The organism is Massilimicrobiota sp. mt181 (assembly GCF_055420065.1).
This window is the reverse complement of sequence record NZ_JBVAYN010000012.1, coordinates 35,980-62,564: the sequence shown is the minus strand read 5'-3', so window position 1 is coordinate 62,564 and position 26,585 is coordinate 35,980. Positions and strand designations below refer to the sequence as shown.

Annotated in this window: 27 protein-coding genes; 19 read left to right on the top strand and 8 right to left on the bottom strand. The window is 30.1% G+C overall.

The window, feature by feature from the left end; all coding sequences use genetic code 11:
• The first annotated feature begins 24 nt into the window (after positions 1 to 24).
• Genes ACZYT4_RS08285 through ACZYT4_RS08275 form a run of 3 tightly spaced genes read left to right on the top strand, consistent with a single transcriptional unit; the run spans position 25 to position 1,308 of the window.
• Entirely contained in the window at positions 25 to 378 is a 354-nt protein-coding gene (locus tag ACZYT4_RS08285; protein ID WP_463784526.1) for a hypothetical protein, read from the top strand.
• A 60-nt stretch (positions 379 to 438) separates the two neighbouring features.
• Complete coding sequence (locus tag ACZYT4_RS08280) at positions 439 to 639, top strand: YneF family protein (RefSeq protein ID WP_463784522.1); 201 nt, start codon at positions 439 to 441, stop codon at positions 637 to 639.
• 24 nt (positions 640 to 663) lie between these two features.
• Entirely contained in the window at positions 664 to 1,308 is a 645-nt protein-coding gene (locus tag ACZYT4_RS08275) for a histidine phosphatase family protein (protein WP_463784520.1), read from the top strand.
• A gap of 93 nt (positions 1,309 to 1,401) precedes the next feature.
• Here the strand turns inward: ACZYT4_RS08275 and plsY are convergent, their stop codons facing one another.
• A complete protein-coding gene (gene plsY / locus ACZYT4_RS08270; protein ID WP_463784518.1) occupies positions 1,402 to 2,010 on the bottom strand; it encodes a glycerol-3-phosphate 1-O-acyltransferase PlsY in 609 nt (202 codons plus the stop codon).
• 160 nt (positions 2,011 to 2,170) lie between these two features.
• Here plsY and parE point away from each other — a divergent pair, with 160 nt between their 5' ends.
• Together parE and parC are read left to right on the top strand one after the other, a co-directional pair.
• A complete protein-coding gene (gene parE / locus ACZYT4_RS08265; protein WP_463784516.1) occupies positions 2,171 to 4,099 on the top strand; it encodes a DNA topoisomerase IV subunit B in 1,929 nt (642 codons plus the stop codon).
• An 11-nt stretch (positions 4,100 to 4,110) separates the two neighbouring features.
• Complete coding sequence (gene parC, locus ACZYT4_RS08260; protein ID WP_463784515.1) at positions 4,111 to 6,669, top strand: DNA topoisomerase IV subunit A; 2,559 nt, start codon at positions 4,111 to 4,113, stop codon at positions 6,667 to 6,669.
• Positions 6,670 to 6,676: 7 nt separating this feature from the next.
• Here the strand turns inward: parC and sigK are convergent, their stop codons facing one another.
• Positions 6,677 to 7,360, bottom strand: coding sequence for an RNA polymerase sporulation sigma factor SigK (sigK, locus tag ACZYT4_RS08255; RefSeq protein WP_463784512.1), 684 nt, complete (start codon positions 7,358 to 7,360; stop codon positions 6,677 to 6,679).
• A gap of 99 nt (positions 7,361 to 7,459) precedes the next feature.
• Here sigK and yqeH point away from each other — a divergent pair, with 99 nt between their 5' ends.
• The 8 genes from yqeH to ACZYT4_RS08215 all read left to right on the top strand — a co-directional run bounded on the left by yqeH (position 7,460) and on the right by ACZYT4_RS08215 (position 14,535).
• Entirely contained in the window at positions 7,460 to 8,560 is a 1,101-nt protein-coding gene (gene yqeH, locus ACZYT4_RS08250; protein ID WP_463784510.1) for a ribosome biogenesis GTPase YqeH, read from the top strand.
• A 16-nt stretch (positions 8,561 to 8,576) separates the two neighbouring features.
• Positions 8,577 to 8,864 carry a ribosome assembly RNA-binding protein YhbY gene (gene yhbY / locus ACZYT4_RS08245; protein WP_463784507.1) on the top strand — a complete coding sequence of 96 codons (288 nt, stop codon included), beginning with the start codon at positions 8,577 to 8,579 and terminating at the stop codon, positions 8,862 to 8,864.
• Positions 8,861 to 9,961: a nicotinate-nucleotide adenylyltransferase gene (locus ACZYT4_RS08240; RefSeq protein WP_463784504.1), complete on the top strand. Its 1,101-nt coding sequence runs from the start codon at positions 8,861 to 8,863 to the stop codon at positions 9,959 to 9,961. Before yhbY ends, ACZYT4_RS08240 begins: the two co-directional genes overlap by 4 nt.
• Positions 9,961 to 10,308: a ribosome silencing factor gene (rsfS, locus tag ACZYT4_RS08235; protein ID WP_463784500.1), complete on the top strand. Its 348-nt coding sequence runs from the start codon at positions 9,961 to 9,963 to the stop codon at positions 10,306 to 10,308. The genes ACZYT4_RS08240 and rsfS overlap by 1 nt, the downstream gene beginning before the upstream one ends.
• On the top strand, positions 10,305 to 11,018 hold the full coding sequence (locus tag ACZYT4_RS08230; RefSeq protein WP_463784499.1) for a class I SAM-dependent DNA methyltransferase: 714 nt from the start codon (positions 10,305 to 10,307) through the stop codon (positions 11,016 to 11,018). Before rsfS ends, ACZYT4_RS08230 begins: the two co-directional genes overlap by 4 nt.
• 2 nt (positions 11,019 to 11,020) lie before the next feature.
• Positions 11,021 to 11,716: a 5'-methylthioadenosine/adenosylhomocysteine nucleosidase gene (locus ACZYT4_RS08225; protein ID WP_463784498.1), complete on the top strand. Its 696-nt coding sequence runs from the start codon at positions 11,021 to 11,023 to the stop codon at positions 11,714 to 11,716.
• A gap of 36 nt (positions 11,717 to 11,752) precedes the next feature.
• A complete protein-coding gene (locus ACZYT4_RS08220) occupies positions 11,753 to 14,092 on the top strand; it encodes a U32 family peptidase (RefSeq protein ID WP_463784496.1) in 2,340 nt (779 codons plus the stop codon).
• Between the two features lie 101 nt (positions 14,093 to 14,193).
• Positions 14,194 to 14,535: a helix-turn-helix transcriptional regulator gene (locus ACZYT4_RS08215; protein ID WP_463784494.1), complete on the top strand. Its 342-nt coding sequence runs from the start codon at positions 14,194 to 14,196 to the stop codon at positions 14,533 to 14,535.
• A 66-nt stretch (positions 14,536 to 14,601) separates the two neighbouring features.
• On the opposite strand, the gene ACZYT4_RS08210 is transcribed toward ACZYT4_RS08215, so the two are convergent.
• Together ACZYT4_RS08210 and ACZYT4_RS08205 are read right to left on the bottom strand one after the other, a co-directional pair.
• Positions 14,602 to 16,013 (bottom strand): IS3 family transposase gene (locus tag ACZYT4_RS08210; RefSeq protein WP_463784493.1). Its coding sequence is split into 2 segments (ribosomal slippage): positions 14,602 to 15,501 and positions 15,504 to 16,013, totalling 1,410 coding nucleotides; the frame shifts between segments, so codons are not numbered across the junction.
• Positions 16,014 to 16,088: 75 nt separating this feature from the next.
• Complete coding sequence (locus ACZYT4_RS08205) at positions 16,089 to 16,625, bottom strand: metallophosphoesterase family protein (RefSeq protein ID WP_463784491.1); 537 nt, start codon at positions 16,623 to 16,625, stop codon at positions 16,089 to 16,091.
• A gap of 172 nt (positions 16,626 to 16,797) precedes the next feature.
• Between ACZYT4_RS08205 and ACZYT4_RS08200 the strand changes: the two genes are divergently transcribed.
• From ACZYT4_RS08200 to ACZYT4_RS08175, 6 genes are all read left to right on the top strand, one after another.
• Positions 16,798 to 17,112, top strand: a complete 315-nt coding sequence (locus tag ACZYT4_RS08200; protein WP_087244016.1) for a PTS sugar transporter subunit IIB — start codon at positions 16,798 to 16,800, stop codon at positions 17,110 to 17,112.
• Positions 17,113 to 17,194: 82 nt separating this feature from the next.
• Entirely contained in the window at positions 17,195 to 17,467 is a 273-nt protein-coding gene (locus ACZYT4_RS08195) for an ACT domain-containing protein (protein ID WP_463784489.1), read from the top strand.
• 11 nt (positions 17,468 to 17,478) lie between these two features.
• On the top strand, positions 17,479 to 18,843 hold the full coding sequence (locus tag ACZYT4_RS08190; RefSeq protein WP_463784487.1) for a PFL family protein: 1,365 nt from the start codon (positions 17,479 to 17,481) through the stop codon (positions 18,841 to 18,843).
• Positions 18,844 to 18,958: 115 nt separating this feature from the next.
• Positions 18,959 to 20,191 (top strand): ATP-binding protein, encoded by a 1,233-nt coding sequence (locus ACZYT4_RS08185; protein WP_463784485.1) that lies wholly within the window; start codon positions 18,959 to 18,961, stop codon positions 20,189 to 20,191.
• Positions 20,188 to 21,897 carry a GNAT family N-acetyltransferase gene (locus tag ACZYT4_RS08180; protein ID WP_463784483.1) on the top strand — a complete coding sequence of 570 codons (1,710 nt, stop codon included), beginning with the start codon at positions 20,188 to 20,190 and terminating at the stop codon, positions 21,895 to 21,897. Before ACZYT4_RS08185 ends, ACZYT4_RS08180 begins: the two co-directional genes overlap by 4 nt.
• Positions 21,898 to 22,165: 268 nt before the next feature.
• Positions 22,166 to 23,068, top strand: a complete 903-nt coding sequence (locus tag ACZYT4_RS08175; RefSeq protein ID WP_463784481.1) for a tyrosine recombinase — start codon at positions 22,166 to 22,168, stop codon at positions 23,066 to 23,068.
• Positions 23,069 to 23,154: 86 nt separating this feature from the next.
• On the opposite strand, the gene ACZYT4_RS08170 is transcribed toward ACZYT4_RS08175, so the two are convergent.
• The 4 genes from ACZYT4_RS08170 to ACZYT4_RS08155 all read right to left on the bottom strand — a co-directional run bounded on the left by ACZYT4_RS08170 (position 23,155) and on the right by ACZYT4_RS08155 (position 26,585).
• Entirely contained in the window at positions 23,155 to 23,424 is a 270-nt protein-coding gene (locus tag ACZYT4_RS08170) for a hypothetical protein (protein WP_463784478.1), read from the bottom strand.
• Positions 23,425 to 23,436: 12 nt separating this feature from the next.
• Positions 23,437 to 24,621: a phosphopentomutase gene (locus tag ACZYT4_RS08165; RefSeq protein WP_463784477.1), complete on the bottom strand. Its 1,185-nt coding sequence runs from the start codon at positions 24,619 to 24,621 to the stop codon at positions 23,437 to 23,439.
• Between the two features lie 126 nt (positions 24,622 to 24,747).
• Positions 24,748 to 25,317, bottom strand: a complete 570-nt coding sequence (locus ACZYT4_RS08160; protein WP_463784476.1) for a hypothetical protein — start codon at positions 25,315 to 25,317, stop codon at positions 24,748 to 24,750.
• Between the two features lie 38 nt (positions 25,318 to 25,355).
• The gene (locus ACZYT4_RS08155; protein WP_463784566.1) at positions 25,356 to 26,585 is read right to left on the bottom strand and encodes a DNA polymerase IV; all 1,230 of its coding nucleotides are present in this window, start codon (positions 26,583 to 26,585) and stop codon (positions 25,356 to 25,358) included.

Here is a 26,585-nt window from a genome sequence, read left to right as displayed (position 1 = left end):
GTTATAATGACCATGGTGATAGCTGTGAAATATAAAATTGTATGTATAAAAATTCCATTTGTTGAACTCGTAAATACGTATCCTACATTAATATCGGATATTTATCAGGAACAGAATAATATGTATAAAACCAAACAAATAGAATTGATGTTTTCAAAAATGATTTCAGAAAAAGAAAAACTTTTACATAATATACAGGAAAGAGAAAATTATTCTTATTATCACGGAGTCCACCAATTAAAAAATCCTATTACGCATGAAAAAATATTTATTTCTATGAATGAATATGATTTGGATGTTGAAGAAGAGGGGAATCATCATTATATTTTTGATATGATTTCAACTTTTTCTAAAAACTTCTATATGATTTTGAAATAATTTTGCAAAAATAATATGACTATGCTATAATAGACAAGTAATTGAATGGAGGATTGAAAGATGTTATACGGAATTTTAGGACTTTTAATAGGTCTTGTTATAGGATTCTTTGCTGCTCGTTACTTCTTTAAGAAAAACTTGAAAAAGAATCCACCAATTAATGAAAAGATGATTCGTGCTATGTTTATGGAAATGGGACGTAAACCAAATGAAACTCAAATTAAACGTATTATGAAGAGCATTAATGATCAATACAAATAAGGGTTAACCCTTATTTTTTCATATATGAGAATATATATAACGCGTCATTCCAAAACATTGTGGAATGAAGAAAAAAGATTACAGGGACGTTTAGATTCCCCGCTCACAAAAGATGGTATTGAAAATGCTCGAGCTTTAAAAAAATATTTAGATGAGATTTCATTAAAATTTGATTATGTTTATTCAAGTCCTATACCACGTGCTTATGAAACAGCATGCTTGTTATTTGATCAAAGTCAGGTTATCACTGATGAACGTTTGATGGAAATGAATTTTGGTGATTTTGAAGGTCAAAAAATTTCTGATTTATTAGCCAAAAAAGATCAGTTATATGATCAATTGTGGAATCATCCAGAACTTTTTGATCGCATTCCTCATGGTGAAAGTTATGATGAAGTTATTGAAAGAGTAAAAAGTTTTTTACGAGATTTACAAAAATTAAAATTTGATAGTCAGATTATGATTGTCACACATGGAATGTATTTTGTTGTTTTGATGGCAGTTATAATGAATCTTGCTAAAAAAGATTTTGTCAAAATCAATCAACAGATTGTTGAAGGTTGTTCGTTAACTTGTGTTGATGAAGACGATGGGCATTATCAAGTGGTTTATTATAATGATTATCATTTTTTACCACATGTGATGCATGCGAGTTTTTCAAAATCATAATTGATATGATGGTTTGTAAAATAAAAACCTCTCGTCAGTATTTGATATGTAATACTGTTTTCTGAGAGGTTTTTCTATATTTATATTCATTTTTTACATCCAAGTAATCTTGCTCTCTGTTCCGTTTCTTAATCTTTGTATATTGCTTTTATGTTTATAAACAAGTAATGCCACAATACATATATTGGTGATGATGCCAATAGAACTGTAACCTAAAAATGGAGAAATAATAGCAATAGAAAGAGATGCTAATATTGAAGATAATGAAACATACTTAGAAATCTTTAATGTAACTAAAAAGATGACCAATGCAATAAGAAATGCATATATATTTGTCATTAAAGCATATCCAATAGCAACCGAAACGGCTTTTCCACCACGAAATCCAGCAAAAATAGGATAACAATGACCAATAACACATGCCAAGGCACATGGATAAATAATATCTGGATTGAGATTCATGTTTTCAGCGATCATTGAAGCAATCAAGATGGATATACAACATTTGGATGCATCCAATAAAATAACTGCTAACCCAGCTTTTTTTCCTAAAACTCTTCCGGCATTTGTTCCACCTAAATTTCCTGAACCACTATTTCGAACATCAGTGTGGTAAAACAGTTTTCCAATGACTAAGGCAAATGGAACTGAACCATACAAGTAAGCCATAATGATTAATAAAATATATATCAATATATTCATTTTTTCACTTCCTCGAGCACTATTATACATAAAAACATAGAAAAATCAAATTTTTTAAATAATTTGCGAAAATTATAGAAATCTGTTAAGATAGGATATCCCTAGCAATATAAGCTCATTTTTGGTATAATTATAAAGTTGGAAAAGGAGGAAATCACATATGAAAGCAAATCACTATGATGAATCAAATATCCAAATTCTTGAAGGATTAGAAGCAGTTAGAAAACGTCCGGGTATGTATATCGGTTCGACTGATTCTCGTGGTTTACATCATCTCGTATGGGAAATTGTAGATAACTCAATTGATGAAGCTTTGGCCGGATATGGGAAAAAGATTACAGTAACTATAGGGAAAGATAATAGCATTCAGGTTGAAGATGAAGGAAGAGGAATGCCGACTGGTATGCATGCTTCGGGAAGACCAACGACAGAAGTTATTTTAACAATTCTTCATGCAGGTGGTAAATTTAGTGAGGATGGCGGATATAAAACATCTGGTGGTTTACATGGTGTTGGATCATCTGTCGTGAATGCGTTAAGTGAATGGTTAGAAGTTACAGTATATCGTGATGGTAAAATATATCAGCAACGTTTTGAAGATGGTGCAAAAATAATTTCACCATTAAAAGTTATTGGAAAAACTTCAAAAACTGGAACGACTATTCGTTTTAAGCCAAATAAAGATATTTTTTCTACTATTGAATTTAACTATTCCACAATATGTGAAAGATTAAGAGAGAGTGCTTTTCTTTTAAAAGGCATTGAGATGAATGTTATCGATGAAAGAACGGAAAAAAGAGATACATTTCAATATGATAATGGGCTAGAAGCATTTATTGAATATCTGAATTATGATAAAAAAACATTGCATTCAACGGTTACATTCGATGATGATTCTCATCCGATTGAAGTTGAAGTATCATTCCAGATTACTGATGGCTATCAAGAAAATATTATCTCATTTGTCAATTTAGTCAGAACAGGAGATGGAGGAACTCACGAAACTGGATTTCGTTCAGGTTTCACAAAAGTTTTCAATGAATACGCAAGACAATATGGATTATTAAAACCTAAAGATAAAAACTTAGAAGGTAGTGATGTTCGAGAGGGTTTAACAGCTGTTATTTCTGTTAAAATTCCTGAGTCATTATTGCAATTTGAAGGTCAGACAAAGTCTAAATTAGGGACACCTGAAGCAAGAAATATTGTTGAAAATGTTGTGTATGAACAAGTGAATTATTTTTTAGAAGAAAATAAAGATATTGCTAATGAACTTGTTAAGAAAATGATTAAAGCTTCACAGGCGAGAAATGCAGCTAGAAAAGCTCGCGAAGAAGCGCGTAAGGGAAAAGGAAACAAAGTTGAAAAGATTTTAAGTGGAAAATTAGCTCCAGCACAATCTAAGGATAAAAAGCGTAAAGAATTATATCTAGTCGAAGGAGATTCAGCTGGAGGAAGTGCAAAACAAGGAAGAGACCGTAAATATCAGGCTATTTTACCATTAAGAGGAAAAGTCATTAATACGGAAAAAGCAGCAATGAGTGATATTTTAAAAAATGAAGAAATTAGTACCATTATTAATACAGTTGGTGCTGGTGTTGGTGCTGATTTTAATGCCGATGATTCTAATTATGCAAAAGTGATTATTATGACCGATGCGGATACTGATGGCGCCCATATTCAGGTTTTATTGTTAACTTTTTTCTATCGCTATATGCGTGGATTGATTCAAGCTGGAAAGGTTTATATTGCATTACCACCTTTATATAAAGTGTCAAAGAAAAATGGTAAGCATGAAGATGTTGTTTACGCCTGGGATGATGATGAGTTAGAAGAAGCGAAAAAGAAAATTGGTCGTGGCTATAATATACAACGTTATAAAGGTTTGGGTGAAATGAATGCTGATCAATTATGGGAAACAACAATGAATCCTGAAACGCGTACTTTAATTCAGGTTTCTATTGAAGATGCGGCTTTAGTTGAAAGAAGAGTTTCTGTTTTAATGGGAGATAAGGTAGAACCAAGACGTGAATGGATTGAAGATAATGTTCAATTCTCATTAGAAGATTCATTTTTTATTAATCAGTAGGGAGGTAAGCTATGAAAGAAAAAATCATAACACAATCATTAGATGATATCATGGGTGATCGTTTTGGAAAATATTCAAAATATATTATCCAAGATCGTGCTTTACCCGATGTCAGAGATGGATTAAAGCCTGTACAGCGTAGAATTCTTTATGCTATGTATAAAGAAGGAAATACACATCAAAAACCATATCGTAAATCGGCAAAAACAGTAGGGAATGTTATTGGTAATTATCATCCACATGGAGATAGTTCTGTTTATAAGGCTATGGTTCGTCTATCACAAGATTGGAAAATGCGTATACCTCTTATTGATATGCAAGGAAATAATGGTTCTATTGATAATGACCCAGCTGCCGCAATGCGTTACACTGAAGCAAGATTATCACCTATTGCATTAGAATTATTAAAAGATATTGATAAAGATACTGTACAAATGGCTTTAAACTTTGATGATACAGAATATGAACCAACTGTTTTACCAGCAAAATTTCCTAATCTTCTTGTCAATGGAGCGACTGGTATTTCTGCTGGATATGCAACTGATATTCCTCCTCATAATTTGGAAGAAGTCATTGATGCCACAATCTATCGTATCTTGCATACAGATTGTACTTTAGATGACTTAATGAAGTTTATGAAAGGTCCTGATTTTCCTACAGGTGCTATTGTAGAAGGTATTCAGGGTATTAGAAAAGCTTTTGAGACAGGAAAAGGAAAAGTTGTTGTTCGTTCTAAGACAAAAGTGATTGAAGAAAAAAACATCAATAAAATTGTTGTTAGTGAAATTCCTTATGAAGTCAATAAAGCAGAATTAGTTAAAAAATTAGATGAAATACGTTTTCAGAAAAATATTGATGGTATTATTGAAGTTAGAGATGAATCGGATCGTAGTGGATTAAGTATTGTAATTGAATTAAAAAAAGATGTAGATGTACAAAATACTTTAAATTATTTTTATAAGAATACTGATTTGCAGAAAAACTATAATTATAATATGGTTGCTATTAAAAATAAGCGACCTGTGTGTATGGGAATTATAGAAATTCTTGATGGTTATATTGAGCATCAGATTGAAGTCATTACAAAACGTTCATTGTATGATTTAAAAAAGGCACAAGAGCGTAAACATATTGTTGATGGTTTGATCAAAGCAGTTTCTATTTTAGATGATGTTGTTCATACTATCCGACATTCACGTGATAAACAAGATGCGAAAAATAATTTACAGTTACAATATCAATTTTCTGAGAAACAAGCTGAAGCCATTGTGATGTTACAATTGTATCGTTTAACAAATACTGATATTGTGTCTTTAGAAAATGAGAAAAAAGATTTGGAAACTTTAATTCAGACACTGACAAATATTTTAGATAGCGATAAAGTTTTAAGAAAGGTTATTGTTGATGAGTTAAAACAAATTAAAAAGCAATATCCTAGCCCTAGATTGACTGAAATCAAGGACGAAGTTCAAGAAATTGTCATTAATGAAGAAGCAATGATATTACCAGAAGATATTTATGTGTCAATCACACGTGATGGCTATATCAAAAGAATATCTCAGCGTTCTTATAAGGCAAGTGAAAATATTGCTTTTGGTAAAAAAGATGATGACATTTTATTAGATGTCCATCATGCCAATACTCTAGATAAATTACTTGTTTTTACAAATAAAGGAAATTATCTTTTTATACCACTACATAAACTTGAGGAATTTAAATGGAAAGAACTCGGAAAACATATTAGTTATTTAATTAAAGTTTCACCAGAAGAAAAAATCATTGGATCCATTCTTGTGAAATCATTTGAATTACCTCTTTATGTTGTTTTAGCAACGCGCCTTGGACAGATTAAACGTGTTTCATTAAAAGAATTTGAAGTTGTCAGATATACAAAACCAATCAAGTGTATGAATTTAAAAAATGATGATGCTCTTATTCAAGTCCAATTAACAAATGATCATCAGGCGATTGTTTTGACATCATCACTTGGTTATGTTTCTCTTTATAGTGAACAGGAAATTTCTGTTTTAGGCTTAAAAGCTGGTGGTATAAAAGCTATGAATTTAAAAGAAGATCATCTTGTTTCGCTCAATAGTTTTGATCCATTGCATTCCTATTCTTATGTTTTAGTCAGTGATCAACCTGGTATTAAGCGAATGAGAATATCTGATATTCCTAGCTGCAATCGTTCGACGAAAGGAACTTTAGTCTTTAAATCTCCGAAAACAAATCCAATACATGCTATTACATCTTTTGTTTTAGATCCGCATGAACAAATTGAAGTTGAAACATCTGAACATAAAGAAACAATCAACATTAAAGATTATTCATTATCACAGATTCAACAAAAACCAAGTGTTATTCAATCTATGAAAAATGAAACAATTGTTAATGTTTATATCAAAAAATCGCTGTCTACAGATTTATTTCAAAATCTAAAGATGGAAAAGAATATTGATCAGAATTTAGATACACAAAAGAGTCAAACGAATAATCAAAATTCAAAAGAAGAACAAGATAAACATTTTGAACCTATTTCTTTTGATGATTTATTTAATGATGATTTTTAAGAATAAATCATTTATTATGAAGATAAGCTTTTAAAAGCTTAATCAGTGCACGTTTTTCTAAACGTGAAACATATGAACGTGAAATATTCATCATATGGGCTATTTCTTTTTGTGTATAAACAGGATGATTATTGAGACCATAGCGATAAATAAGTATTTCCTGTTCTCGAGGAGACAATTGAGAAAAATATTCCTGTAGTTTATGAATTTGATCGTTTGTTTGTATTTGTTCAATAATATCTTTTTGCTGAGCTGGAATGATATCTAATAAAGTCATCTCTCCACCATCCTTATCAACGCCTAAGACTTCATTTAAAGATACATCAAGTGCAGCTTTCTTGCTATGACGCAGATGCATCAGTATTTCATTTTCAATACATTTAGCTGCATAAGTTCCAAGCTTGGTTGATTTATCAGCATTATAGCTATCAACTGCTTTAATAAGACCAATTGTTCCAATGCTTATTAGATCCTCCTGTAAGTCTTTTGTGTTCTCGTATTTTTTTGCAATATGTGCAACAAGTCTTAGATTATGTTCAATAAGATCGTTTCTAGCATTTTGATCACCTTGAAAGTATTTTTCTAATAAGGCATTTTCTTGTTTAGGGGTTAGCTGTGGTTTAAAGGCTTGCGTTTTAATGAATGAAACAAAGAGAAATTGTTGTAATAATGTAATAATCGTTGTAAACATAATTCACCTCAAAATATTATATGAAATTTGTCGATGTTTATGTTTATCTCTTTTCATCAAAATAGAAATAGTATACAATATTCAAGAAGGAAGGTATGTATGGATAAGATAAAAAGATGTTATGGATGTGGAGCCATTATTCAAAGTGAAGATCAAAAGCATATAGGATATGTTCCTAAAAATGCGGCTGACAGAGAACATATTTTATGTCAACGTTGTTTTCAATTAAAGAATTATCATAAATTGCAGGAAACTTCATTAACAAAGGATGACTTTCTGAATCTTTTGGATTACATTGGAGAAAAAGATTGCTTAGTTGTCTATATGATTGATCTCTTTGATTTTAATGGAAGTCTTATTAGTGGACTAATGAGACATATTGGATATAATGATGTACTTGTTTTAGGAAATAAACGTGATTTATTACCAAAATCGGTGAAAGAAAGAAAGCTTGAACACTGGGTTAGAAGACAATTAAAGGAAGAGGGCATAAAACCTGTAGATGTCATGATTACCAGTGGCAAAAAGAATATGAATATGGATATGATTTATGATGCTATTATGTCATATCGTAAACATCGAGATGTTTATATTGTTGGAGTTACAAATGTAGGAAAATCAACATTTATTAATGCTTTGTTGAAACATTATGCCCAAGTAGAAGATCAAAATTTGATTACAGTTTCTGAATTCCCTGGAACAACACTTGATTTTATAGAAATACCATTGGACGAACATTCATCACTATATGATACACCTGGAATAGTGAATGATGATCAGATAACACATTTTGTCAAGGCAGAGAATTTAAAGAAAATAATGCCACAAAGTGAATTAAGACCTATTGTTTTTCAACTTCAAGAAAAACAGACGATTTATTTTGATGGATTAGGTAGAATAGATTATTTGAGTGGAGATCAGGCAAGTTTTATTACTTACTTTTCAAACAATTTAAAAATACATCGTACAAAAACAGAAAATGCTGATGCTCTTTATAATCGTCATAAAACATTTCAATATGAACTTGATGATATGAAAAACATTGATGATATGAAAACATACCATTTTCATTTGAAACCAGGAAAATGTGATATTGTTATTTCTGGATTAGGATTTATAACAATCGCATCACAAGGTGGGAAAGTGAAAGTTTATGTTCCACCAAAGGTTTCAGTTATGATAAGAGAAGCAATTATATAGGAAGGAAAAGATTTATATGTTAACAGGTAAACAAAAACGTTATTTAAGAAGTGAAGCTCATCATTTAAAAGCCATTTTTCAGGTAGGAAAAGATGGTGTTTCTGCTAATCAAATCAAAGGTATAGAAGAAGCTCTAGAAGCTCAGGAAATGATTAAGGTGAAACTATTAGATAGTTGTCCAGATGATGTTAATAGTGTAGCTGTTGAAATAAGTATGCAAACAAAGGCTGAAGTTGTTCAAATTATTGGACATACAATAGTTTTATATAAGAAATCTCAACAAGGAATCTATCGCTTACCATGAAAAAAATAGGTTTATTTGGAGGAAGTTTTGATCCTATTCATAAAGGACATATTGAAATCGCTAAACATGCTATAGAACAGTTACAATTAGATGAAGTTCAGTTTATTCCTACTAAAAATAATCCATGGAAAAATCAGAGTTGTGCTAATGCAAAAGAACGTTTGCATATGATTCATATAGCTATTGAAGGATATCCAAAATTATCTGTCAATACTATTGAGTTAGAAAATAAGAATGATGAAAAAAATTATACCATTCATACACTTAAGAAAATCACAAAACAAAATCCTGATATTCAATATTATTATATTATGGGAATGGATCAGGCTAATTCTTTTCATCAATGGAAAAAACCAGAAAAAATATCTCAATTGGTTCAATTGGTAGCATTTCAAAGAGGAGGATATGAGCCTCATCATGACATTTTAAAACAATATCATTTTATAACATTAAATAATGAACCCGTTTATGCTTCAAGCAGTGAGGTCCGTCAAGGACATATTGAAATGTTAGATACAAAGGTTTTGCATTATATCTCAAATCATGGTTTATATCTGGAAACAATGATTGTTCCTTATATGAAAGAAAAACGCTGGAAACATACATGCAGTGTAGCTCGATTGGCTCGAGATATTGCTGAAGCTAATCACTTGAATGGCCAACAGGCTTATATTGCAGGAATGATGCATGATATTGCAAAGGAAATGGATGAAAAAAAAGCTTATCAAATCATGAAAGAAAATTTTCCTGAGTTTTTATCAAAACCAGTTCCAGTGTGGCATCAATGGCTTTCAAGATATGTCTGTGAACATGAATTTTTTATTGATGATCCTGTTATTTTAAAAGCGATTGAAGATCATACAACAGCATCTATACATATTTCACCTATAGGAAAATGTCTATATGTTGCTGATAAATTAGATCCATTAAGAGGATATGATTCATCTCAACAAATAGAAATATGCAAAAAGGATATTGATGAAGGGTTTAGAAATGCCTTGATTGATTTTTACCAATTTTCGAAGAAAAAGAATAGAGAAATCGATGAATGTTTTTATGAAATTTATGATTATTATGTAGTAAAAGGAGAAAAGTGATGACAAAATTAGAATGTATTGTAAAAGCAATGGATGATAAATTGGCAACTCACATTACTGCTATTGATATGCGTGATGCCAGTCCTATATTTGACACATTTGTTTTATGTACAGCCAGTAATGAAAGATTAATGAAAGCTATTAAAGATAATATTCAAGAAGAATGCGCAAAAAATCATTTTGAAATTAAAAGTATTGAAGGTTTAAGAAATTCCAAATGGATTCTTATTGATCTTGGTGATATTGTTTGCCATATCTTTGAGGCTGCAGAAAGAGAAACATATAATCTTGAAAAACTTTGGGGAGATATGCCTAGAATTAACGTTGAGGGAATGTTAGCAAAATGAGTTATGAAAATTTTGCCTATTACTATGATAGTTTAATGGATTCTCAATTTTATGATGATTATTACCAATTTATTAAAAGTCATTGTGATTTTGATGAGGTCTTTGAGCTTGGATGTGGAACAGGAGAAATCGCCATCAGAATGGCTCAAGATCAAAAAACAGTTTTTGCTTCTGATTTATCTTCTGATATGTTAGAAGTTGCCAAACAAAAAGCTATAACTCATCAGGTCAATCTGATTTTACAAAGAGTGGATATGTGTGATTTTGAAACATCACGTCCCGTTGATTTGATTTTATGCTTATGTGATTCTATCAATTATTTATTGGATCCTGAACAAGTTGTTAAAACTTTCCAAAATGTTTTTCGTTCATTAAAAGATGGAGGAACATTTATTTTTGATGTTGATAGTTTATATAAGATGAATGTTATTTTAGATCAATACATTGAAAAGGAAGAAGATGAAGAATTTTCATTTGAGTGGAAAGTTGAAAAAATTGCAGATGGATATGTTCATCATCATGTCTATATTGAAGATAAAATAGAAAATGAGATTGTTGATGAAGAACATTATCAAAAAACATATCCTGTTTCTCAATATTTATATTGGCTTCATGATGTTGGCTTTAAAAAAGTTGAGTATTATAGTGATTTTTCTTCATATCAAGAAAAATGTGAAAGAGTTATATTTGTTTGTCGTAAGGAGGTATGACGATGATTGGAATCATTGGTGCCATGGAAGAAGAAGTTGCTGAAATTAAAAAATATATGGAAATTGAATCTCAAAAGGTCTTGAATGGTTATACTTTTTATGAAGGAAAAATGAGTAACCAATGTGTTGTTCTTGTTCAAGGCGGAATTGGGAAAGTGAATGCTGCAATTTCTACAACACTGTTATTTTGTCATTATGAAATTGATTTTCTAATCAACATCGGTTCGGCTGGTGGTCTGTCATTATCACAGAATGTAGGAGATGTTGTGATTTCTACAGGAGTCTTACATCATGATGTAGATGTAACGGCTTTTCAAAGACCATTGGGGGAAGTCCCTGGTATGCCATGCATTTTTGAACCGGATTTGAATGCCTTGAATAAAATTCAAGATATTTTACAGGAATTTGAACAACCATACCATCTGGGATTAATTGTTTCTGGTGATCAGTTTATTTCACGTGAGGATCAGGTTAATAAAATTAAAAATGATTTTCCTGAAGCTATGTGCGCAGAAATGGAAGCTGCATCTATCGCTCAAGTTTGTCATGTATTTCAGATTCCATTTATCATTACCAGATCTTTGAGTGATATTTATCAAAAAGGAGAAAATCACGTTCAATTTGATGAATATCTCAAAAAGGCCAGTCAGGCATCTGCAAAAATGTGTTATCAGTTCATTTCAACATTATCGCAATAACATACTGTTATTGCTTTTTGTTCGAGGAGGAACATTATGAAAAAAATTGAATTATTAGCTCCTGCAGGAGATCAGGAATCATTAATAGCAGCAGTACAAAATGGTGCTGATGCTATATATTTAGGTGGAACTTTATTTAGTGCTCGTGCTTTTGCTAAAAATTTTGATGATGATCAATTACAATGGGCAATCCAATATGCGCATTTATATGGCGTCAAAATTTATGTAACTGTGAATACGTTATTCAAAGATACAGAGATAGAAACTTTGGTTTCATATATTGATAAATTATATCAATTTCAAGTTGATGCCTTAATCATACAAGATATTGGATTGTTTGATATTGTCAGAACTTTATATCCGGATTTTGAAATACATATGAGTACACAATCTTCAATTATGAATCTCTATGGTGTTGACTATTTTGAAAAATGTGGAGCCGCACGTGTTGTGCTCGCACGTGAAAATACTTTAGAAGAAATTCAACATATTTGTCAAAAGACATCTATAGACATCGAAGTTTTTGTTCATGGAGCTATGTGTGTCTGTTATTCAGGACAATGTTTAATGAGCAGTATGATAGGTAAAAGAAGCGGAAATAGAGGGCAGTGTGCTCAGCCATGCCGTTTACCATATCGATTATTAAAGGACAACCAGGTTTTACCTGAAAAATATCCCTTTCTTCTATCACCAAAAGATATGATGACTATTGAACATGTTGGATCTCTTATTGAAGCAGGAGTTTCTTCTTTAAAAATAGAAGGGCGCATGAAAAGGCCTGAATATGTTGCGAGTGTTACACGCGCATATCGTCAAGCTATTGATGCCTATTATGCACGTCAAAAAGTGGACTTAGAGCCACTTATTCATGACATGAAGTCAATGTTTAATCGCAATTATACATTAGGTTATTTAAAACATGATACACATCTTGTAGATGGGGATTATTCTGGACATAAGGGTACTCTTGTTGGTCATGTTTTATATTATCATAAGAAACACAAGAGAGTAGGTATCCAACTTACAGATACTCTTTGTCAAGGGGATAGCATAGTTTTTGAGCACATTGATAAAGGGAGACCAGTTAATAAAATGTATTTGCAAAAAAAATTGGTTCATACAGCTCATGCGCAAGATATTATTGAAATTGAGTTTGATCAGTATGTAAGCCAAGGAAATGTGAGAAAAACATTGGATAAAAAGGTAGTAGAAAGCTTACAACAAACTTATCAGACCAGTCAAAGAAAAATACCGGTGACTATGAATTTCGATGCTCAGCTTAACCACAAAGCCCAATTAACACTTACAACACCAAACGCAAGTGTAACAGTTCAATCTGATTGTGATGTCGAATATGCCCGAAAAACACCATTGGATAGACAACGTATTTTTCAACAACTTTCAAAATTAGGTTCTACGCCTTTTGAAGCCAAAGATATTCAAATATCTAGTGATGATAATATTTCTATGCCAATTAAAAATTTAAATGAAATGCGTAGAAAAGCAACTGATGATTTATCACAGAAATTATCGTCTCAAAAAATTCATCATCGTCAATCCTTAACAAAATTACCTGTTTTGAAGCGCCAAAATCCATCTCAACATCAAGATGTTTATATTGTGGTATATTCTTTAGAACAATTACAAATTGTTGTTGACTATTCTTTTGATATTATCGTTTATCCATATCAGAAGGATATCGATGAGGCATTTGACCTTTGTCAGAAACATCACAAAAAAATGATTATGATGACATCACCTGTTATGAAAGATAATGAAGTTCAAGATATCCTTTCTTCCCATATTTATCAATCTATAGATACAATATTAGTCAATGATTATGGAAGCTATCATGCATTTCGCGACAAAAATGTCATTGCAGGTTCGGGTTTAAACATATATAATTCTTATGCGGCGAATTACTATTCTCATCCATTTGTGACTTCATTGGAAATGTCTGCTAATGAAATTGAACATTTACGAATTGATCCATCACAATGCATTGTTCAGATATTTGGAAAAACGGAAAATATGATTAGTGATTACTGTCCAATTTCACAATATTATTTTGGATATCAAAATAAGCATTGCCATATGTGTCAGCAAGGTCAATTTGCTTTAATGGATAGAAAAAAGGAAGTTTTTCATATTATGGTTGATGAACAATGTCGCATGCATCTGTTAAATGCCCATACTCTTTATTATGAGAAATTTCAGAATTTGTCAGTAGGAGGGATTATGATTCGTTTTACTGATGAAGATCAAAAAACAGTCAAATGGATAATGGATGATTTTGTTAATGTTATTTTTCAACATCAGAAAAGTATTCTTAGAGAAAAAATAAAAATAACTTCCAGTTATTTTAAAGAAATATGACAAATTTTATCTTTTTATGTCTTTCATAAAAAGATTTTTTTTAATTTCTAAATTGCCTTCTTTTTTTGTCCATGATATAATGAATATATGGAGGTGGCATAATGGCAATAGATATGGATTTAGCAAAACGCTTGAAAGTGTATCGTAATTTTAAACATCTTACTCAAAAAGAAGTTGCTTCTCATCTTAATGTTCCACATTCTGCCATTTCAGACATAGAAAATGGAAAAAGAGATGTAACTGTTAGTGAGCTCAAAATTCTTTCTCATTTATATGGAAGAAGTGTTGAAGAGATTATGAGTGGTAAAAAATATGATTATTATAATATCGCCAATATCGCTCGTTTATTGACTGAATTACCAGATGATGATTTAAAAGAAGTTATGTTTATAATAGAGTATAAGCGCAAAAGAATTGAAGAGAAAAACAAAGCACAGCAATAAGACGAAAAGGAGTCTTCATTGAAGTGAACCCAATTTGTTTGTTGGACACTTATTTAAATTTGTTATTTAAGCATTTAATAAGGATTGATTCCTGTATTGAACAGGAGTTAATCCTTTTAATTTTACTGTAATTCTTTGAGTATTATAATACTCGATATATTCTTCCATTGCAGTCTTTAAGTCATCTAATGTTTTAAAAGTATACTCATATCCATAAAACATTTCATTTTTCATCTTTCCAAAAAAGTTCTCCATTGGTGAATTGTCTAAACAATTTCCTTTTCTTGGCATTGATTGTTGAATTCCCTTTTCCTCAAGCATTTTATGATATGGTTGCATTTGATATTGCCACCCCTGATCTGAACGAAAGATAAGATTACTCAAGTTATCATATTTATCAAACGCTTTATTAAGCATATCTTTTGTCTGTTCAAAATTTGGACTTGTTGATATATTGAAAGATACTATCTCTCGATTATGTAAATCTAAAATCGGTGAAAGATATAGTTTGCCTGCTGCTATATGAAATTCTGATACATCTGTAGACCATATTTCATTGCATCTTGTTGTATTAAAATTTCTTTTATAATATGTCTTATGATTTTCTTCATCAACTACCTTATCAAGTAATAGATTTTTTACTGTACCATTCATATCACCTTTATATGACTTATATTTTGCTTTTGGCGTTTTGGTATATAATCCCATTATAGACATTAATCGTTTGACTTTCTTGTGATTGATCGCATATCCCTTATTTCTTAATTCTAAAGTTATTCTACGGTAGCCGTAACGTTCTTTATGCGTATAAAAGATATCGATAATAACGTTCATTATTTCATCATTTTTCATGTCTTTATGAGTCTTGGATAACGTGTAGTAATATGTTGAACGTTTTAATCCGGATATCTCAAGAAGAATCCTTAGTGGATATTTACGCTGCAGTTCACAAATTACCGCTACTTTTTCTTCGGTTGTCGATTCTTCCTTGCCTGAACTGCAGCTCTCAATTTTTTTAGGTATTCAACTTCCGCTTCCAGATACTGATTTTTTTCCTCAAGATACTTGATTTTTTCTTCTGGAGTCATATCTTCGTATTTTTTATTGAATTGATCTTTTTTGTTCATAGTAGATGGTCTTCCTTTCGTTTTCTCTACTATAACATATCCATTCTCTTTATACGAGTTAATCCAATTTAGTAACATGCCATCACTAGATAAACCATACTCAATAGCTGTACCTATTATTGATTGACCATCGAGAATGACTTTATTGATAGCCTCTAATTTTAATTCTAGTGAGTAGTATTTGTTTTTTCCAGAATTCAAAATGTCAAACCCATGCTTATCTATCAATCTTATTAAATATGCAATATTTTTTTTGTTTATTTTGTATTCTGCAGATAATGATGGTAAAGTTTGTCCTTGCTTTCGTTTCACATATAATTCTATTTTTTGTTCTCTTGTAAGTTTTGCCATAATAAAAAATGAACCTCCATTATTTGGGTGTCCAAATAACGGGGTTCATTTCAATATCGGCTCCTTTTTTCATGTCTATTTAAGCAACTGTTTGAATTCCTCTAATAAGTCAAGTCCTTCATCAAGAATGTCCTGATGACAAACTTCATCTGTCTCACAATGTCGAAATTCAACCTGAATATCTTTATTTTGAATATTAATAAGTGCATAAGTTCCATATCCATAGCTACCACGGTTCATCATCAGGCTACCTGGATTAAGAAAATAAATATTTTGATGTTTTTGAAAAGTAGGTACATGAGTATGACCATGTAGGCATAAAAAGCAATCATGTTCTTGACAAAGCTGAATAAGTTTATCATAACCATAATAAACGTCATAATAATGTCCATGTGTTATACATATATTTTGTAAAACTTGATAAATAGGAAAAGGAGCATCGTCATGGTTACCTCTTACAACTATATCAAACTTTTGAATATAGGGATTATCTAAAGGTAAAGACGAATCTCCACAATGTATCATATAATTAACCTGAGATCTATACAATTTGACAACACGTTGTAAATGATCTTTATATAAATGACTATCACTAACAACAAGTAATTTCATTTTCATCATCTCTTTTCTTTATCTATTTTATCATAACTCATTTATAAAATCATATTTTATTGATGAAATCATGATATTTTCTGAAACAGAAAATTTTTGTCCGTAAGTGTTTACAATTCATCTAAAAATTGTTACAATATATATTGTAAAAATAAGAAAGGGAGTAAGAAATATGAAAACTATTTTATTAGTATGTTCTGCAGGAATGTCTACAAGCTTATTAGTTACTAAAATGGAAGCTGCTGCTAAAGATGCTGGAGTTGAATGCAAAATCTTTGCATTACCATTTTCTGATGCACCAAGAGTATTAGAAGAAGTTGACTGCATCTTGCTTGGACCACAAGTTAGATTCCAAAAAGCTGCTATTGAAAAATTAGCTGCTGGTAGAAAAGCTGGACCTATCCCTGTAGACGTCATTGATATGAGAGATTATGGTACAATGAACGGTAAAGCTGTATTTGAAAAGGCTTTGTCTTTATTAAAATAATCCCAAAAAAGGAGCATTGCTCCTTTTTTCTTTTCTTTTTATATATTGTTTGTTATAATATTGTCAATCAGGAGGATGAAAAATGGAAAAAGCAATTATAACTGTTGTGGGTAAAGATCAAGTTGGAATTATTGCTAATGTTTGTCAATATTTAGCAAAAACAAATATTAATATTTTGGATATATCTCAAACAATATTAGAGGGATATTTTAATATGATGATGATTGTAGATATGAGTGATTCGAAAGAATCTTTCTCTGATGTTTGTGATCAGTTAGAAAATCTTGGTGAGAATATTGGTGTTCATATTAAATTACAACACGAAGATATTTTCAATAAAATGCATAGAATCTAAGGAGGATGGTCATGATTAATTTATTTGAAGTTAATGAAACAAATAAGATGATTGAACAGGAAAACTTAGATGTGCGTACAATAACAATCGGTATTAGTCTGATTGATTGTATTGATGCTGATATTGATGTTTTATGTCAAAATATTTATCAAAAAATAACGACTGTTGCAGCGCATTTGGTTGAAACAGGAGAGGCTATTGAAAAGAAATATGGTATTCCTATTGTCAATAAGAGAATTTCAGTAACACCAATCGGTTTAGTTGGAGCTGCTGCATGTCATTCTACAGATGATTTTGTGAAGATTGCGAAAACTTTAGATCGATGTGCAGAAAAAGTTGGTGTTAATTTTATTGGTGGTTATAGTGCACTTGTTTCTAAAGGTATGACACAAGCTGAAAAACTACTTATTCAATCTATACCACAAGCCATGAAAGAAACGAAACTGGTTTGTAGTTCTGTTAATGTTGGATCAACAAAAACAGGAATTAATATGGATGCTGTTAAATTAGTTGGTGAAATCATAAAAGAAACAGCTGAATTGACACAAGAAAGCGATTCTATCGGTTGTGCAAAATTTGTTGTCTTTTGTAATGCACCTGATGATAATCCTTTTATGGCTGGAGCTTTTCATGGTGTAAGTGAAGCTGATGCTATTATCAATGTAGGAGTCAGTGGTCCTGGAGTTGTTAGAAAAGCTATTCAAACAGCTAAAGGAAAAGATTTTGGGGAACTATGCGAAATTGTAAAGAAAACAGCTTTTAAAATTACAAGAGTAGGGCAGTTGGTTGCAAGAGAGGCATCTGCTGCTTTGAATATTCCTTTTGGAATTATAGATTTATCATTGGCACCAACTCCTGCTGTTGGAGATAGTATAGCTGATTGTTTGACTGAAATGGGGTTAGAAAGAGTAGGGGCTCCAGGAACAACAGCGGCTTTAGCTATCTTAAATGATCAGGTTAAAAAAGGTGGTGTTATGGCATCATCATATGTAGGTGGACTTTCTGGTGCATTTATCCCTGTAAGTGAGGACCAGGGAATGATTGATGCTGTAGAAGCAGGAGCTTTAACATTAGAAAAATTAGAAGCTATGACTTGTGTCTGTTCAGTTGGTTTGGATATGATTGCTATTCCAGGTAAAACTTCTGCAAAGACAATTTCTGGTATTATTGCAGACGAAATGGCAATCGGTATGATCAATCAAAAGACAACAGCTGTACGTATCATACCTGTTATAGGTAAGGATGTTGGAGAAAGTGTTGAATTTGGAGGTTTATTGGGGTATGCTCCAATTATGCCTGTTAATCCTTTTTCATGTGATGAATTCATTGATAGAGGTGGACGAATTCCTGCACCAATTCATAGTTTTAAAAACTAAAAGACGATTCAATCGTCTTTTTTTACAAAGAGTTTATAAAATATAATTAATTGAAATTAATAGAAAGGAAAATTATATACTAACTCATAAGTTAAGTATATATCAGGATTTCATCATGCTTAATAATCAACTTATTATTTATAAAAATATATCTGAAGATTCTCTTGTTTTAAAATGTCTTTCTTTTGTTGATGATAAAGAAGTACATATAAATGAATCAGAATTTATTGCATATATGCTGAATTTGGCTGAAAAATATGAACTTCATGGTCATTTATTTCAAAGTCTTTTGACACATTTATTAGCATATCATGAAAATACTTTTACTTTAGCTTTAGAAAGAAAAAAAGAAATTTCAAACTCATTAAAAAAAGTTGTTTGTCATGATTTAGAGATTATTTTTCAGCTCTATCATTATGATTTTTCTCATATAGATGATTTATATAGAGATTTATTTTTATCTTTTGAAAATAGTTCTACTATTATCAATCAAGAGATTTATGATCTTTTAACTCAACTTCAAATTAAACTTTCAAAGAGCACATCAGTAGAAGAATTCTATCAAATATTATATAATCATTATTATCAGTATGGTGTTGGAAAATATGGTTTAAATAAAGCTTTCCGTTATTTAGATCATCATATTATACCAATAGAACATATTGGGAATAATACACTTGAACAACTGATTGGTTATGAAGACCAGAAACGTAGATTAACTGCTAATACTGAAGCCTTTTTAAATGGTCAAAAAGCAAATAATGTATTGCTTTATGGTGATAGTGGGACTGGTAAATCAAGTAGTATTAAAGCATTATTAAATCGTTATTATAAAGATGGTTTAAGAATGATAGAAGTTTATAAACATCAATTTATATCTTTGCCTCAAATTATTGATGAATTACAAAATAGAAATTATCGTTTTATTATTTTTATGGATGATTTATCTTTTGAGGAATTTGAAGTTGAATATAAGTATTTGAAAGCAGTCATTGAAGGTGGTTTAGAAAAGAAACCAGATAATATTCTTATTTATGCAACAAGCAACAGACGTCATTTAATTAAGGAAACATGGAATGATCGTAATCATGATCAGGAAATTAATAATAATGATGCAATGCAAGAAAAACTGTCTTTAGTATCCCGATTTGGAGTTCAAATCATGTATATTCATCCTGATAAACAGCATTATTTAGATATTATTGATGCTTTAGCAAAATTCTATCATATTCAAATGCCAATTGAACGTCTACATGAGTTGGCATTGCAATGGGAAATGAGAAATGGAGGTTTTTCTGGAAGAACAGCAAAACAATTTATTCATATGCTGCTTTCTAAACAATCATGAAACAATTAACTTTAGAAGATTATTCTATTATTCAACCTTATTTAAAAAAAGCTAATTATGAAGGATATAATTCGAATTTTGTAACGATGATGATGTGGAATCATGAATATCATATTCAATATGAAATTCATGACCATTTTCTTGTCATGTTACATCATTATAAAAATATTTATTTTTGGGCTATGCCTTTTACAACACCTGAGTATTATCAAGAAGCTATGGATTTTATGATTCAATATAGTCATGATCACCAATTTCCATTTATGATTGATTGTGCTGTTGAGGATTTCGTTAAAGAGATTCAAAGAAATGATTCTCAAAAAAAGTTTTTATTTGAAAGAACACCCTATAATGATGACTATATTTATGATAAGAAAATGCATCAAACATTGTCTGGAAAGAAAATGCAGAAAAGAAGAAATCATTATAATGCATTTCTTAAAGAACACCCAAATTACGAATATCGTGATTTAGATATTACAAATGATTTTGATACTATTCTTTCTTGTCTGAATAGATGGGAAGGGGAAAAAGAATATTTGAGTGAATCTATGACAAGTGAAGTGCGCGGAATTATGTCATTATTATCTTCTAAACATTTGCTTGATTTTGAAATAGGTGGCATTTTCATAGATAATCAAATGGAAGCTTTTATTATCGCATCACGATTAAATCATTCAACTATTCAAATTCACGTTGAAAAAGCGAATAAAAAGATTAGAGGTTTATATCCGGCCATTTTAAAAGAATTGTTAGAACATCATTTTCAAGATGAGAAATGGATTAATAGAGAAGAAGATATGGGACTAGAGAATTTACGTCGTTCCAAACAATCACTTCATCCAGTCAAAATGATTCATAAATATCGTATTTATGAAAATCATACTGTTATAAAAAAGGCTAATGAAAGTGAAAAAAATCAAATAAAGAGCTTATGGAAAGATTGCTTTAAAGATGAAACTGATGAATCTACAGATTTTTATTTTTCTTATATGTATAACAGCCATAATACATATGTACTCAAAAATAATGATCAAATTCTTTCTGTACTTCAGATAGTTCCCATGACGATCATTCAAAAGCAACAGGAACAAGAATGTTACTTTATTTTGGGTGTCTGTACAAATCAAAATTTCCGCCAACAAGGCTTAATGAAGCAATTAATGCAATATATTTTAAAGCAATATCATCATAAAAAGATTTATTTACAAGCGTATCACCCAGAAATTTATCGTCCTTTTGGATTTTTTGCATCCCACTACCATCAAGTTATAGAGGTTAATAAAGATACTCTCAATGATACTGAAAAATTTGAATTATCAGATGATTTTTCTTTATTATCACAATATTATGATTTATTCACTAAAAACTTTGATGAGTATAGACTGCGTTCTGAAAATTATTGGAATCTATTTAAAAAGAGATGTCAAAGTTTTGAGGATCAGGTGTTAATATTTAAAGAAAAGGGTTATCTCGTATATCATGAAGATGAAATAAGTATATATGTTCATGAATTGATTTATTTAAATAATCAAGCTTTCAATCAAATGCTTGCATATTTCAAGAACACTTCAAAAAAATTAATAGTAGAGTGTGATATAAATGTTAATATTGATGGAAAAAAAGATTTTGTGATAACAATGATGTCAAACCAGCTATCAGAAGATCAATTTGATTTAAAGAAATATATCAATGAAGTCTATTGATAAAGGTATAAAACACTTCCAATGGATATGGGAAACGGAAGTGTTTTTATTTTATAGGATTATTTTTTGAAAATTCAAACCTAATATTTATACTTTATTAACTCATATTCAACTCAATGAAGGAACATATAGAAAAGGGGTTATACGGAATCAAAGAAATTATTAAATATCATTAACTTCGCATAATATACGTTATGTCATTTTTTTTATTGAAAAAAAGCATATTTATGTTATATTAGTAATATAAAAAGAAGGGAGTTTTCATATAATGACTATTAAAGATGCTATAAATGAATATCGAATATATTTAACAGTTGAAATGAATGCCAGTCAAAATACGATATCAGGATATTTATCAGATTTACAACAATTTCATAATTATTTAAATACTATAAATGTTTATGACATTCAAGATGTATCAAGGGATCATATCCGCAGTTATATTATTAGTGTTGATAGCAAATACTCCATTGCATCTAAAAATCGCCTTTTAGCTTCTATGAAAATGTTTTTTATTTTTTTAGAGAGAAACCATTATATTTCATCAAATCCTGCATCTTTCTTTGAGTCACAAAAAAAGCCCTCTACTCTTCCACAAACGTTAACATCACAAGAAATGGCTCAGATTTTAAATTCAATAGAGATAAAAAATAAAAGTGATGTCCGTGATAAATGTATGATAGCTTTATTATTTGCGACAGGAATGCGTGTTAGTGAAATGTGTCATTTGCAGCTTAAAGATATATCTATGGCTCATAATACAATTAAAGTATATGGAAAGGGAAGAAAAGAAAGAAATGTCTTTATTGACGAACAAACAAAAGAAATACTTTCTAATTATCTTAATCATTATAGAAATGAATTTATAAAAAATGAAAACTCATTTGTCTTTTTGCTAAACAATGGAAAGCCGATGACAAGAAATGAATTTTATAATATTTTAAAAAAAAGAGTCAATAATAGTCCAATTACCAAACACATAACTCCACATACACTTAGACATTCATTTGCTACAGAAATGCTGAATAATGATGCAGATCTCCGCTCAATTCAGGAATTATTAGGTCATAGAAATATTTCAACAACAACCATCTATACTCATGTTAATAATACAAAAATCAATGAAGAATATAAGCATTTTCATCCAAGAGCTCAAAAGAATCATAAATGATTAAAGAATGACTATAACAATACATATGATAAAAGCAGACATTTAAGTCTGCTTTTATACTATCATTTTATATAACAATAAGACGTTTATAAAGACATAAAGAAACTATATGTACATATCACTGCTATTATAACGATCATCACCATGATATATAAGAAAATATATTGAGAGGATTTTTTAAATTGTTGATAAGAAGCCAAAAATGAACATATATATAAGAACAATGCTATCAAATAATCTACTGTTAACAAAATTTGGTTTTGCATAGATAAACTAAAAATATATAATAAACTACCTAACAATGTTCCTCCCAAGACCAACATGACTGAACGACGTCCATTTTGCATATCACTCATAAAAGAATACTCCTAAATAATTTGATTTAATAATGACGTACCTATACCAGGATTGTCTACTTGGAAGTTGTCTGCAATCGTTGCACCTATGACTGCATAACTTTTTAATAAACCTAAATGTTTAGGCATTTGTAGTGATTTGCTATAAATAATAAGTGGAACATTTTCACGTGTATGATCAGTCCCTTTATATGTTGGATCATTTCCATGATCTGCCGTTATCATTAATAAGTCATCACTATTGAGATGATATAATAATTCTTCTAATTGATGATCAAATTCGACAATTGCCTGTCCATACCCTTCTGGATTACGTCTATGACCATATACAGCATCAAAATCTACAAGATTGAGGAAAGCTAATCCAGTAAAATCTTCTTTTGCAATTTCAATTGTTTTTTTCATACCATCTTGATTAGATACAGTTTTAACTTTACGTGTAATTCCCTGATCAACAAAAATATCAGGGATTTTTCCAATTCCAATAACTTCAATAAGATTTTCCTTTAAGCTATCTAAAACAGTTTTACCAAATGGTTTTAATGCTAAATCATGGCGATTGGCCGTTCTTACAAACTCACCCTTCTTTTTTCCAATATAAGGTCTCGCAATGACACGTCCTATTTTCCAGCGATCATCCATAGCGATTTCTCTAGCAATTTCACATGCTTTATACAATTCTTCAAGAGGAATGACTTCTTCATTTGCTGCTATTTGAAAAACTGAATCTGCAGATGTATAAACAATCCAATCACCAGTTTTGATTTGATGTTCTCCCCAATCATTCAGTATTTTTGTACCACTTTCTGCATAATTTCCTACACATTTTCTTCCTGTTTTTTCTTCAAATAAACGAATGAATTCTTCAGGAAATCCAGTATCTGTAAAAGTTTTAAATGGTTTGGTAATGTGAAGCCCCATCATCTCCCAATGTCCAGTCATTGTATCTTTTCCATTAGAAACTTCTTCTAATCTGGCTGTATATGCTAACTGATTTTTAAGAGGATGTATTCCTTGAAAAGAACCAATATTACCTAATCCCATTCCTTCTAGGCATGGAACATCTAACCCCCCTACTTTTTCACAAATATGACCTAATGTGTTTGCACCTAAATCATCAAAATCAGCAGCATCATGTGCATCACCTATTCCTAATGAATCAAGTACAATGAGAAATATACGTTTATATTTTTCCATTTTTCTATTTCCTTTCTTGCATTCTTGGATGTAATTGATATGAATCTTTTTTTATTTTCTTCCTTGATAATACATCACTTTATTATTATAACAATATTTTGACAAAAAAACCACTCATGTTGCTTATTAAAATAATGGTATGATATATAATCGAAATGCAAGAGACAATGTTAAAATAATTAAAACTGCAATAATAAAATTTAAACGATAATTAAGAATACTTTTGATATTAAAGTTTTGTTCAATATAAAAATTAACTAATGTGACATAACTAGATATATATAAGCCAATGTACATCATAATAAAAACCATTACAATTTCAAAAACAATTTCACATAACATCAAAAGAATAATCATAAAATCAATTTGAATAATAGATAATGTATATTGTATTGAAAAAGAAATCTGTAATCCTTTTAAAAAAGTTATAAATAATAAACCAAATTGACCAATATAACTTGTACTTAAATATGTACATATAACAATAAATAACCCACTTTGTATAAGATATAGCTGATAATGATTCTCATATTTTTCTATATTAAAATAAAACAAATAACGAAAGAACTCCTGAATTGTTATATTCGTATGAGAATATTGATAAAATCCAAATAAAAAACCCATAAAGACAATAAAACTGATCATAATTAAAAAATATTTTTTATCTTGAAGAAGTCGACGTAAAAAAACACTCATTTTATCACCTCTTTAAAGTATATGAGCGTTCTTTACAGTTATTCATTATTTTCAAGATATTTCTTTTGAATTTCTTCGTCTTTTATTAAAGAAGAAGCTTTCATTATTTTTGTATTTGGAAAGCTTTCATTTAAATGAAAAATGAGCTGATCAGTTGTTTGTTCATTTTGAGAAATTTGGCTTTCTGATTGATGATTTCCAAACAATGAAAGTTGTATATTTAGATTTTTCATTTGAACAACATTATTTAAACTGACTCCTACTAATCTTAAATTCTCACCATGATATATGCTTTCAAATAATAATAATGCTGTAGCATATATAACTTCATAATCATTTGTATATTGATCAATTATAATTTGTTTTGTCTTAGCCTTTTCACGAGTATATTTTAAAGTGATAGAAATAGAGTTAGAAACCAGATTTCTTTTTTTGGCTCGAGAAGAAACTTCTTGTGATAAAGAATGGAAAACAGATCGAATGAATTCTTCATCATGACTGTCTCTTTCAAATGTTGTAGAATTTCCTACAGATTTTAATTCGTTGCGTTCATAATTGATTTTAGAAAAATCTTTTCCATTAGCACGTTGATAAATAATAAAAGCGTTTTTTTGAAAGATACTTCTTATTTTTTCATAATTCTCATATTTTGCTAAATCACCAATTGTATATATCTGCAGTTTTTGAAGTTTGGGAACAGTTTTTTTCCCTATTCCATACATATCACTAATTGGTAAATGCCATAATTTTTCTTTAAAATTACGATTTGTAATAATTGTGATACCCATAGGTTTTTTCATGTCACTCGCCATTTTAGCTAAAAACTTATTGGGAGCAATTCCAACAGAACATTGCAAATCAAGTGTCTGAAATACTTTGTCTTGAATCGCTTTTGCAGCTTCATAGGGGCTTATTTTGTTGGTTTGAATATACTCTGTCATATCGACATAACATTCATCAATACTTGCTACTTCTAATTTTCTTGAAAAGGAAGAAATGATTTCAAAAAAATGATTTGATAATGTCTTATATAAAGTAAAATGAGGTGGGACGATAACGAGATGTGGGCAAAGTTCTTTTGCTTTAAATAAAGGCATAGCTGAATGAATACCATATTTCCTTGCTTCATAAGAAGCAGTCGTAATAATACTTCGTCTTGACTCACGACAGACAACAATTGGTTTTCCTTTAAGTTGAGGATTATGCGAAATCTCTGCACTTGCAAAAAATGCATTCAAATCAATATGAAATATAATTTGCAAAGACAT

Excerpts from the sequence above, each read along its gene's own strand:
- yqeH (WP_463784510.1), top strand. The coding sequence starts at position 7,460 with ATGGATAAGATAAAAAGATGTTATGGATGTGGAGCCATTATTCAAAGT.
- ACZYT4_RS08280 (WP_463784522.1), top strand. The coding sequence starts at position 439 with ATGTTATACGGAATTTTAGGACTTTTAATAGGTCTTGTTATAGGATTC.
- ACZYT4_RS08275 (WP_463784520.1), top strand. The coding sequence starts at position 664 with ATGAGAATATATATAACGCGTCATTCCAAAACATTGTGGAATGAAGAA.
- parC (WP_463784515.1), top strand. The coding sequence starts at position 4,111 with ATGAAAGAAAAAATCATAACACAATCATTAGATGATATCATGGGTGAT.
- ACZYT4_RS08170 (WP_463784478.1), bottom strand. The coding sequence starts at position 23,424 with ATGAGTGATATGCAAAATGGACGTCGTTCAGTCATGTTGGTCTTGGGA.
- rsfS (WP_463784500.1), top strand. The coding sequence starts at position 9,961 with ATGACAAAATTAGAATGTATTGTAAAAGCAATGGATGATAAATTGGCA.
- ACZYT4_RS08190 (WP_463784487.1), top strand. The coding sequence starts at position 17,479 with ATGATTAATTTATTTGAAGTTAATGAAACAAATAAGATGATTGAACAG.
- sigK (WP_463784512.1), bottom strand. The coding sequence starts at position 7,360 with ATGTTTACAACGATTATTACATTATTACAACAATTTCTCTTTGTTTCA.
- plsY (WP_463784518.1), bottom strand. The coding sequence starts at position 2,010 with ATGAATATATTGATATATATTTTATTAATCATTATGGCTTACTTGTAT.
- ACZYT4_RS08180 (WP_463784483.1), top strand. The coding sequence starts at position 20,188 with ATGAAACAATTAACTTTAGAAGATTATTCTATTATTCAACCTTATTTA.
- ACZYT4_RS08160 (WP_463784476.1), bottom strand. The coding sequence starts at position 25,317 with ATGAGTGTTTTTTTACGTCGACTTCTTCAAGATAAAAAATATTTTTTA.
- ACZYT4_RS08195 (WP_463784489.1), top strand. The coding sequence starts at position 17,195 with ATGGAAAAAGCAATTATAACTGTTGTGGGTAAAGATCAAGTTGGAATT.
- ACZYT4_RS08240 (WP_463784504.1), top strand. The coding sequence starts at position 8,861 with ATGAAAAAAATAGGTTTATTTGGAGGAAGTTTTGATCCTATTCATAAA.
- ACZYT4_RS08185 (WP_463784485.1), top strand. The coding sequence starts at position 18,959 with ATGCTTAATAATCAACTTATTATTTATAAAAATATATCTGAAGATTCT.
- yhbY (WP_463784507.1), top strand. The coding sequence starts at position 8,577 with ATGTTAACAGGTAAACAAAAACGTTATTTAAGAAGTGAAGCTCATCAT.
- ACZYT4_RS08215 (WP_463784494.1), top strand. The coding sequence starts at position 14,194 with ATGGCAATAGATATGGATTTAGCAAAACGCTTGAAAGTGTATCGTAAT.
- ACZYT4_RS08220 (WP_463784496.1), top strand. The coding sequence starts at position 11,753 with ATGAAAAAAATTGAATTATTAGCTCCTGCAGGAGATCAGGAATCATTA.
- ACZYT4_RS08200 (WP_087244016.1), top strand. The coding sequence starts at position 16,798 with ATGAAAACTATTTTATTAGTATGTTCTGCAGGAATGTCTACAAGCTTA.
- ACZYT4_RS08230 (WP_463784499.1), top strand. The coding sequence starts at position 10,305 with ATGAGTTATGAAAATTTTGCCTATTACTATGATAGTTTAATGGATTCT.
- ACZYT4_RS08175 (WP_463784481.1), top strand. The coding sequence starts at position 22,166 with ATGACTATTAAAGATGCTATAAATGAATATCGAATATATTTAACAGTT.
- ACZYT4_RS08205 (WP_463784491.1), bottom strand. The coding sequence starts at position 16,625 with ATGAAATTACTTGTTGTTAGTGATAGTCATTTATATAAAGATCATTTA.
- ACZYT4_RS08225 (WP_463784498.1), top strand. The coding sequence starts at position 11,021 with ATGATTGGAATCATTGGTGCCATGGAAGAAGAAGTTGCTGAAATTAAA.
- ACZYT4_RS08155 (WP_463784566.1), bottom strand. The coding sequence starts at position 26,585 with ATGTCTTTGCAAATTATATTTCATATTGATTTGAATGCATTTTTTGCA.
- parE (WP_463784516.1), top strand. The coding sequence starts at position 2,171 with ATGAAAGCAAATCACTATGATGAATCAAATATCCAAATTCTTGAAGGA.
- ACZYT4_RS08165 (WP_463784477.1), bottom strand. The coding sequence starts at position 24,621 with ATGGAAAAATATAAACGTATATTTCTCATTGTACTTGATTCATTAGGA.